Source organism: Clostridium sp. (assembly GCF_036781005.1).
In the GTDB taxonomy this organism is placed as follows: Bacteria; Bacillota; Clostridia; order Clostridiales; family Clostridiaceae; genus Clostridium_B.
Map to the genome: position 1 here is coordinate 1 of NZ_DAIQBT010000061.1, position 9,844 is coordinate 9,844.

A 9,844-nucleotide genomic window follows, 5' to 3' on the forward strand; every position below is an offset into this window, starting at 1 on the left:
TTTACAACAAAAATATCCCGCATTTATGCGGGTTGTAGCGTTTTGCAAACACCTATTACTTATATTAAAAGAAAGGATTTGATATTTATGAATAAAAAAATTCCCTTTTCCCCTCCTGATATTACCCAGGATGAAATTGATGCCTTATCTGAAGTTTTAAAGTCAGGCTGGATAACCTCTGGTCCTAAAACTGCAGAATTTGAAGAAAAATTAGCCCTCTACTGCAATGCAAACTATTCTGCAGCAGTTTCAAGTGCCACCTGTGGTATGGAACTTTTATTAAAAGTATTTAATATTAAAAGTGGAGATGATGTAATAACAACTCCATACACCTATACATCCACTGCAGCGGTGTCTATTCAAAGAGGTATAAAACCAATTATGGTAGATGTAAAAAAAGATGATTTCTCCATAGATATAGATAAAATATATGATGCAATTACAGAAAATACAAAAGCTATTTTTTCTGTGGATTTTGCTGGAGTACCCGTGAACTATAATGCTTTAAAAGAAGTAATAAAGCTTAAAAATCGTGAGGATATACTGCTTGTATCAGACTCTGCCCATGCTCTTGGAGCCTCATATAAAGGAAAGAAAGTAGGCAGCCAGTTAGATGCCCACGTATTTTCTTTTCATGCAGTAAAAAATTTAACCACTGCAGAAGGAGGAGCTATAACCTTTAATAACAATAACTTACTTGGGAAAGAAAACCTATTAAAGGACTTAAAATTGAATTCCCTTAATGGTCAGTCAAAAGATGCACTATCCAAGATGAAAGCAGGTGCCTGGAAATATGATATAGTTACAGCAGGGTATAAATGCAATATGGCAGACATAAATGCCGCCCTTGGATTAGTTCAGCTTAGAAGATATAGTGATATGCTAAGAAGGCGAAAAAATATATTCGAAATATATTCAAGTATATTATCACAAAAAGAGTGGGCAATCATTCCTTTTAAAGAGGATGAAGATATGGAAACTTCCTATCATCTATATCCTCTCAGAATTAAAGGACTAAAAGAAGAGCAAAGAAATGAAGTTATAAAGACACTTGCAGAGAAAAACATAGCAGTTAATGTTCACTTTATACCACTGCCTATGTTTACATTATATAAATCTCTTGGATATTCCATAGAGGATTACCCAAATGCCTATGAACAATACAAAAATGAAATAACCCTTCCCCTTTATTCCACTCTCCTTCCAGAAGATGCGGAATATGTTGCAAAAGAACTTATAAAAGTAGTAGAGAAGGTGAATAAATAATGAAAGTTGATTTTTATACTCCAAAAAGGGAATATAACGAAAAAAAACAAGAATTTAATAAAGCTATAAAAAATGTTTTGGAAAAAGGAAACTTTATATTGGGAGAAGAGGTTTCAGAGTTTGAAAGAGCCATAGAAAAATATACCGGTGCAAAACACGCTATAGCTGTAGCTTCAGGCACAGATGCTTTAGTCATATCCTCTGATGTACTTGGCTTTAAAAATGGTAAAGAGGTAATAACTTCACCTTTTACCTTTCTCGCTTCCACTTCTTGTTTGGCTAAACACAATGCAAAACCTGTGTTTGTAGATATAGATGAAGATACTTTTAATATTGATGCAGATAAAATTGAAGAAAAAATAACTTCAAATACTAAAGGTATCCTGCCTATACATTTATTTTCTCAGATGTCAGACATGGATAAAATAATGGATTTAGCTTCAAAATATAATCTTAGTGTACTTGAAGATGCCGCAGAAGCCTTTGGCATGAGATGGAAAGGTAATAACAATACTACCTATAAACATTCAGGTACTTTAGGGGATTTGGGAGTATTTTCTTTTTTCCCTACTAAGACATTAGGTGGCTACGGAGATGGAGGTATGATAGTTACAAACAACTCTCATTTAGCTGAAAAAGTTAAAATGTTTAGAGTTCATGGTGCCTCTCAAAAATACCATTATGACTACATAGGCTATAATTCAAGACTGGATACAATTCAAGCTTCCTTGCTGCTTGTTAAATTAAAGTACATTGACAATTCCATAACAAAACGTAACATTGTTTCCAATTGGTATAAAGAAAGACTTGAGGATCTCCCTTACATAAAAATTCCTGAACTTAAAAACGATCAAAAACCTGTATATTATGTATTTAATATACTTGCAGAAAAAAGAGATGAACTCTGTGCCTATTTAAAAGAAAAGGAAATTAGCTGCAGTATATATTATCCTATACCTCTTCATCTTCAGAAGTGTTTCAGCTATCTTGGCCATAAAAAAGGAGATTTTCCTGTATCAGAAAAAATATCTAAAGAAATATTGGCACTACCTATTTATCCTGAAATATCAGAAGAGGAAATTGACTTTGTATGTGATACCATAAAGTCCTTTTATAAAAAATAAGATTATTTTAAAAAACAACCATAACATTATGGTTGTTTTTAACTATCTATTATTTGACCTAGTAGATTGTATAACAAAATTTTTAAATTTTTGAACTACTGGTGTGGAATATTTGTCTTTTACCACCGCTAAATAAAATCTCCTTTCCCAAATGGGACTTGTTATTTGAATAACTTTCAAATCCATGGAATTAAGCATAGGCATATTAGGGCTTATTGCTATACCAAAGTTTTTAGAAACCAGTCCTGCAACTACCTGATCCTCTTCAACTTCATAAGCAATTTCAGGTACTCTACCAATCTGAGCAAACAAATTATCAATTATAGGTCTAAGACCACTTTTTTTTGTAAAAAATATATAAGGATATGAAATCGTATCCATTAAGTCTATAGTATCTCTGTCTGCTAGGGGATGATCTTTTGGAACAATCAATACAAGTTCCTGGGTTGCAACTGGTATAAATTCAATACTTTGTTCTCCTTCTATTTTAGAACAAAAAGCAATATCGTATTTTCCGGATTTAAGTCCTTCTATAATATCCCCTGTTACACCTGTATGAAAGTGAAATTCAATAGATTTTTCCCTGTTCTCTTGCAAAAATTTTCTAGTAATTTCCGGTACAAAATCCGTTCCTAAAGTACGAAGGAATACAAGTTCAATAATACCTTCTCCATTTCCAATCATTTTTAACGTTTTCACACTGGAATCCAAAATTTCTAATGCTTTTTCTACATCCTTCAAAAACATTTTACCATATTTAGTAAGTACTACATTTCTACCCTCCTTTTCAAACAAGGATACCCCAAGTTCTTTTCCGAGTAGTGCTATAGCATGACTTAAACTAGGTTGTGTAATCATCAATTCCTCTGCAGCTTTAGTATAGTGCTCCAAATGTGCCAGAGTTACAAAATAACGCAAATGATACAAATTCAATTTAGCACACCACTTTCTCATAATACATCTATCTTACTATTACCAATTATAACAGGAACTATATATAAAATCTATAGATTATTAGAATATTATCAATTTGTTTTTGTTAAATTTATGTCATATAATAAACTCGTAATTTAGATGAAATCGATTAGTAATAAAATTTAACTTTTATCTTAATGAAATAGTATGCTATTTTATATTTATTTGTTAGAATAATTTATTATCAATGAAAAATAAAGTCAATATGTGTATATTATTGATACTTTATGTAATATATTCATTGGTTTTTCTTAGATTATATGTTTTTTTACAAATTGTACTATTTCTTCAACCAATTCCGCGTAATATTCTGGACTGGAATAGCAGTGATCCGATCCCTTAATAAATTTCAATTTAGCCTTACCGCTTAATAATTGATAAATTTTCCTTGCATACAAAGGATATACGGATTTATCTTCTGTTCCGTGAACTATAAGTGTATTCCCCTTCATTCCTTTCAAGTAATCAAAGATCCTATAATTAAATGCATCATCCATTGCCTTTTCACTAAGTATATTATTCTCAAAATTTATATGTCCTTTTTCCAAAAATTCATATAATTTATCTCCTGTAACTTCAGAAATAAATATATCGTACATATTAAATCCAGCACTTATAAGAATAGAATTTTTGATTATATTAGAATATGTAGAAGCAATTACTACGGCAATTGCAGCTCCCATACTAAATCCCAATATATTTATATTCTCTTTATCAATATAATCAAGAGAGTTTACAGATTTAAGTACTTTTTTACAGTCTTCCACTTCTGAGGATATAGTAACATCCTTAAAATCCCCATCACTTTCTCCGCTACCCATAAAATCAAATCTAACAGAAGCCACATTGAGTTTTTCTAGGGTTCTGGCCATTTTCACAAACATAAAATTATGCCCTAATTTATTTCCCATAAACCCATGACAGAAAATTATACAAGGTACCTTACCTGATATGTCAGGTCTATTTATAATTCCCCTTATACTTTTATTTTGATCATCTTTTATTTCAAAATTTTCAACCATATTAAACCTCCTTTTATAGTGCTATTTGAAATATCACACTTAAATAATATCTATATTTATTTTACAATATTCTATATGTAAAAATTAATTTTTTATTGAGATTCCACAAAAAAATATAAAAAATATGCCTCCTAATGAACTGTACATTAAAGAAGACATATTTATCTCATATTAATATCAATAATTCTTTATTCACTTACATAAGAAATCCACATATCTCTTATATTTTTGAAATAATCGTCTTTTGTAATATTATAAAGCACATTCATCTGTTCTATATGCACTGAATGATAAAAATCCGAACTGCTTGGTTTTGATTTCTTTACAATATGATAAAGATCATAAGCTGTAAACTCTCCCATGTCATAATAAGGTATAATAGACCTCAAACTATCTAACCCTTTATCCCAGTATTCCCTAGCCATATTGCTGTAGTATATATTTCCTGGGCAATTCACATTGCTCCAATCATATAAACCAATTAAAGTAAATATAAATCCGTTTAAAGTATAGGTAGAAGTTGAATTTACATACTGTTGAAAAAATACTTTGTCTTTAAGTCTACTATCTAATATTCCCAGATTATCCATTACTCCCCCTTTAGAAATAGGTGTAAGCAAATATTTTAAAACTTTCTTTCCACAATCCAGATATTTTACATCTTTAGTAAGATTATAGGCCCTGGCAAATACACTTAATGCCTGACCCTGTGACATACTGGAAGACCATCCCTCATCTAAAGATTCATAGTGATAATATTTAAATTCATACCTGAAAGAACCATCCTCTTTTATATTATCTGTTAGGAAATCTGCCATATTTAAAAATTTCTCTTTACCTTCTTTATTATCAATATATCTATCATATAGCCATAAACCATACTGACACACTGTTACTGTATTATAATAAAATTTATCATTATACTTTACCATAGGTATTCCTTTACCATCAAACTTAAAATGATCCGATTCAATATAAACCCAATCCTGTTGAACATTGAAATATTTTTTAAATGTATCATAGTCCTTATATAAAAAATAGCTGCATTTATTATCCTTATAATACTTTTTACCGCTTTTACACATTTCTATAAAATCAGATGAAAATGTATATTTTTTTGAAACCGGTGCCTTTTGTTCAGCTAATAATTTACATACCTTGGCTTCATTTATAATATGACCAGGCAAAGATTTATCTTCTATAATTTTATTGTATCCTTCTATTGCCGTAGAATATTTTTTATCATTATGATCCTTTCTACTTCTTTTTAATATATTTACCTTTTCTTTTAAAGATACATCACCCACCCTCTAAATTACCTGCGGCTCTAGTTCCTTGGAATATCATAAAAATCAAAATTACAAATATATATGTAACTTTAATAAAAATATTTTTTCCTATAATCTTCATAGACTATAAAATTCCCCTTTCTCTGCAGTAACTCTACATAATACTTTAATATTATCTTCTACTAAGAAAGAATATATTCTAAAAAATAAAAAACTCTAACTTAATTTAAAATTAGAGTTTTTTATCCCACTTATACTATTAATGATTTTAACTATATAATTTACAATAACACATAGCTAATCTTGAAAAAACTCTTAAATAACTGGTAAAGTCATTAAGAAAAATTTTTGTAGTTATCTATTAGTGAAAATTATATAGTTCCTCCGCCGATAACTAAGCACATTAGTTTGTCTTTTTACCTTTTTATTTTTATATTCATCCTCATATGATGAATCATTTTAGAAAATTGCTTGTTCGATTTGAGAAAACAGATGCAGCCTATTTGGGGCTTATTAAGCTTGCCTGTGCTTTTATCGCTTTCAGAAAGATTAAAATAATTTAGGGATAAACTCTAAGTCCTCATTGCCAACTTCAAAAGCAAGGTAGGCATAATCCAAACCTAATTTTTGAAATGCCTCATTATGCATTTCCGGTGAACTTGAATGCCTGATTGGATATGCAATTAATCCTATAAGTTCTGTATGTCCTGTAATTTTTTGAGCCATAATAAATCTTCTCCTTTTAATTTTCATATTTTATTTGTGCTTGTCAATTAATGGCTTAATATTATATAATAATTTTAGAATATATGAAGCCCTACCCTTTTGTTTTAATTAGTTTGTTTGGTCGCTTACTACACTAAAACATTTGGATGGGTTTTTATACAGTTTTTATGTTATCTATATGCACTAATAAGCCTAAGCACCTTATATAATTCATTTGCTTCTAATTGTCCTGGAGCAGATGCAGCCTTAGCAGAACCAAAAGTCAACGCTGATCCAAAAGTTTCGCCTGCCAATCGGGTAATAACACCAAGGATTCCCATAGACATAGTAATAATCGGAGTCTTATTATGGTTACATTTCATTTCACAAGTGGCACTTAAAAGTTCAAGTACGTCTTTTTCACTACATGGCATCACTGCTATCTTAGCTATATCTGCCCCAAGCTGCTGCATCTTACACATCCTCGATACCAATTCCTCTTTATCAGGAGTTTTGTAAAAATCATGATTTGATAAAATTACCTTTACATTATATTCATGAAGTTCCTCTACAATTTTTTTCACCACTTCATCTTCTGCTACAAATAATTGGACATCTATCATATCAGCATCTCCCGTAGCTGCAATTACTTTATTAAGTTCTACATAATATTCTAAACTAATTTCCTTTTTTCCACCTTCCCTGGCAGTTCTAAAGGTCACTAATATAGGAATATTATTCAAACCTTTTCTCATTTTTTGTAAAAGGTTCTTTACCTTCTCCACATTTTCTACATATTTATAATAATCAATTCTCCATTCTACAATATCAAATTCAATTGTTTTTACACCTGCTATTTCTTCCATTATTTCCTCTTCATCACATCCTACAAATGGAACTGCAATCTTAGGAATTCCTTCACCCAATTTTACATCTTTCACCTTAACTATATTTCCCATTATTTAATTTTCCTTTCTAGAATTTAAGTGTTTATTTGAATATGGTTCATTAATTCAAATGACTTTTATAGCCATATCACTAATATTAAAACAAGATAAATAGTATCATACCAACAAACAACTTAGCTACTTTTTTAACATACTATGTTTATATTATAATCTAATATCTTTGATAATTCTAATATATATTTTAGTGTTTATTAATAGCTTTTTTCTATCATTTATGCTATCTTTATTATAAGGGAGGTGGATATTCTAATGAATTTAAATCAATTATATTATTTTAGGGAAATTGCCCACTTACAACATTTTAGACAAGCAGCTGCAAAATTAAATATATCCCAGCCAAGTCTGAGTAAATCTATATCAAATTTAGAAGAGGAACTTGAACTTCGCCTGTTTGAAAAGAATGGTAGAAATGTTGTATTAACAAAATATGGTTTGATATTTTTAAACCATGTAGAAAAAATATTACATGAATTAGATAATGCTAAAAAGGATATGAAGCAACTAGCTAGTAGTGACCAAGGTCATGTCGATATAGCATACATTTTTCCATTATCCCAATATTATATTCCAAAAATAGTAAGAAGCTTTTTAAACTTAAAAGAAAATAAAAATGTTACTTTTACTTTTAAACAGGGGATTACAGATGAGTTATTGGATGGACTAAAAAACGATAAATATGATTTAATATTTGCATCTTATGTGGAAGATGAACCAGATATAATTTTTATTCCTATTTTTGATCAAAAATTATTTATAATTGTTCCGCCTGATCACCCTCTGGCAAAATTTGATAGTGTTGACTTAAAAGATATTGAACCCTATCCTTTAGTGGGTTATGATAAAGCTTCAGGTTTAGGCAAACTTACTTTAAAGTTGTTAAAAAATATGGATTTACATCCAAAAATCATCTGTGAAGCTTCTGATGAATATGCTCTTTGTGCTTTAGTAGCTGCAAATTTTGGAGTATCTATTATAGCTGAAGCTCCTGCACTTAAATATGCTAAGGTCAAAAAACTTAACATTAAAAATATTAAATATTCCAGACAAATTCATTTAGCTTATAAGAAAAATAAATATTTTGCTCCTGCAGTTCATAACTTTATTTCCTATGTTAAAAATAAGGGTTATGAAGAAAATTCTAATTTTTTCACATAGTTTATATTTGTAGTTTCCAAATTTCAATTATAAACTACCAGTATTTATGCTATATTAGGTTTAGTTAACTTCTTAAGACAAAGATAAATTTAAACTTGAACAATGGCATTTATTTAAAAGAACACATAAAGTAATTATAAAATACCAGTCTCAAAAAAATTATTAACATGGAGAAAATATAGATGAACATTCTTGTTACATTAGATTCAAATTATTTAAAACCATTAAAAGTTATGCTTAAATCACTATTTTTAAGTAACCCAAAAGAAAAATTTTGCATTTATATGATGCACTCCAATATAAAAAAAACTGAACTCTATGATATAAATGAATTCACAGAAAAAGAAGGTCATAAACTTTTTATTATAACTATGAGAGATGAATATTTTAAATATGCACCTTTAACAAAACACTATACTAAAGAAATGTACTATAGACTTCTGGCATTTAAATTTCTGCCTTCAACTATAGATAAAATTTTATATCTTGATCCAGATATTATTGTTATAAATGAACTAAGAAAATTATATGATATTGATATCTCTAAATATCTCTATGCTGCAGCATATCATAGTACACTGCCCGTTAAAGAAATTAATAAATTAAGATTAAAACCCTATGAAATTGAAACATATTATAACTCTGGAGTTCTTTTAATGAATATTGCTCTTCAAAAAAATACAATAAAAGAAGACCAAATATATGAATTTGTAGATAAGAATAAAAACAAGCTCATACTACCTGATCAAGATATAATCAATGCACTGTATTCCAAATATATAAAAAAAATTGATGAAATACTATTTAATTATGATCCAAGATACTACAAATACAATAAACTTCTAAGCAAAGGAAATATTAATATGGATTATATTATTAATAATACTTCTATAATTCACTTCTGTGGTAAGAAAAAACCATGGCATAAAAATTATACTGGAGATTTTCACTCTTTATATAAACATTACGAGAAGCTTGCACTATGCCAATCTTAAAATTGATATGATTCAACTTAAAAGTCTGAAGTTACATTATATTAATTTTATATTAATTTTCCTTTTTAAAATGCACTTAGTTCAATAAGTGTATTTTAATTTTTTGAGTTTTTTCTTCATCAGTTGTAGAAATTTCATTTTTAGTTGCTTATGGTGGCAAAACTCACCTTCAATTTCAAGCCTTCTTTTTAAAATTGCTTCCCTATGTAACAGCTCATATTTCGGCACCAAATAAATCCAGAAATGTAGTTAAGATTTGCCACGTAAATGGGAACACTAATTATAGTAATATAACGCGTTGTGCTAGTTAATATTTTATAAGAAAAACCCTAACAAAAATTAATC

8 protein-coding genes and 1 pseudogene are annotated in these 9,844 nt (G+C 29.0%); 4 read left to right on the forward strand and 5 right to left on the reverse strand.

Features of this window, described 5'->3' with window-relative positions; all coding sequences use genetic code 11:
- Positions 1–87 precede the first annotated feature (87 nt).
- Both V7Q02_RS15220 and V7Q02_RS15225 read left to right on the forward strand, forming a co-directional pair.
- On the forward strand, positions 88–1,266 hold the full coding sequence (locus tag V7Q02_RS15220; RefSeq protein ID WP_333861936.1) for a DegT/DnrJ/EryC1/StrS family aminotransferase: 1,179 nt from the start codon (positions 88–90) through the stop codon (positions 1,264–1,266).
- Positions 1,266–2,390 (forward strand): DegT/DnrJ/EryC1/StrS family aminotransferase, encoded by a 1,125-nt coding sequence (locus V7Q02_RS15225; RefSeq protein ID WP_333861937.1) that lies wholly within the window; start codon positions 1,266–1,268, stop codon positions 2,388–2,390. Before V7Q02_RS15220 ends, V7Q02_RS15225 begins: the two co-directional genes overlap by 1 nt.
- 42 nt (positions 2,391–2,432) lie before the next feature.
- On the opposite strand, the gene V7Q02_RS15230 is transcribed toward V7Q02_RS15225, so the two are convergent.
- The 5 genes and pseudogenes from V7Q02_RS15230 to aroD all read right to left on the reverse strand — a co-directional run bounded on the left by V7Q02_RS15230 (position 2,433) and on the right by aroD (position 7,340).
- Positions 2,433–3,323: a LysR family transcriptional regulator gene (locus V7Q02_RS15230; RefSeq protein ID WP_333861943.1), complete on the reverse strand. Its 891-nt coding sequence runs from the start codon at positions 3,321–3,323 to the stop codon at positions 2,433–2,435.
- A 293-nt stretch (positions 3,324–3,616) separates the two neighbouring features.
- Entirely contained in the window at positions 3,617–4,387 is a 771-nt protein-coding gene (locus V7Q02_RS15235) for an alpha/beta hydrolase family protein (RefSeq protein WP_333861938.1), read from the reverse strand.
- 188 nt (positions 4,388–4,575) lie between these two features.
- Entirely contained in the window at positions 4,576–5,694 is a 1,119-nt protein-coding gene (locus V7Q02_RS15240) for a D-glucuronyl C5-epimerase family protein (protein WP_333861939.1), read from the reverse strand.
- Between the two features lie 552 nt (positions 5,695–6,246).
- Positions 6,247–6,402, reverse strand: a pseudogene (locus tag V7Q02_RS15245) (quinate/shikimate dehydrogenase); the annotation flags it as partial.
- Between the two features lie 170 nt (positions 6,403–6,572).
- A complete protein-coding gene (gene aroD, locus V7Q02_RS15250) occupies positions 6,573–7,340 on the reverse strand; it encodes a type I 3-dehydroquinate dehydratase (RefSeq protein ID WP_333861940.1) in 768 nt (255 codons plus the stop codon).
- 258 nt (positions 7,341–7,598) lie between these two features.
- On the opposite strand from aroD, the gene V7Q02_RS15255 reads away from it, so the two are divergent.
- Together V7Q02_RS15255 and V7Q02_RS15260 are read left to right on the forward strand one after the other, a co-directional pair.
- Entirely contained in the window at positions 7,599–8,504 is a 906-nt protein-coding gene (locus tag V7Q02_RS15255; protein WP_333861941.1) for a LysR substrate-binding domain-containing protein, read from the forward strand.
- A gap of 182 nt (positions 8,505–8,686) precedes the next feature.
- Positions 8,687–9,499, forward strand: a complete 813-nt coding sequence (locus tag V7Q02_RS15260) for a glycosyltransferase family 8 protein (RefSeq protein ID WP_333861942.1) — start codon at positions 8,687–8,689, stop codon at positions 9,497–9,499.
- Positions 9,500–9,844: the final 345 nt, after the last annotated feature.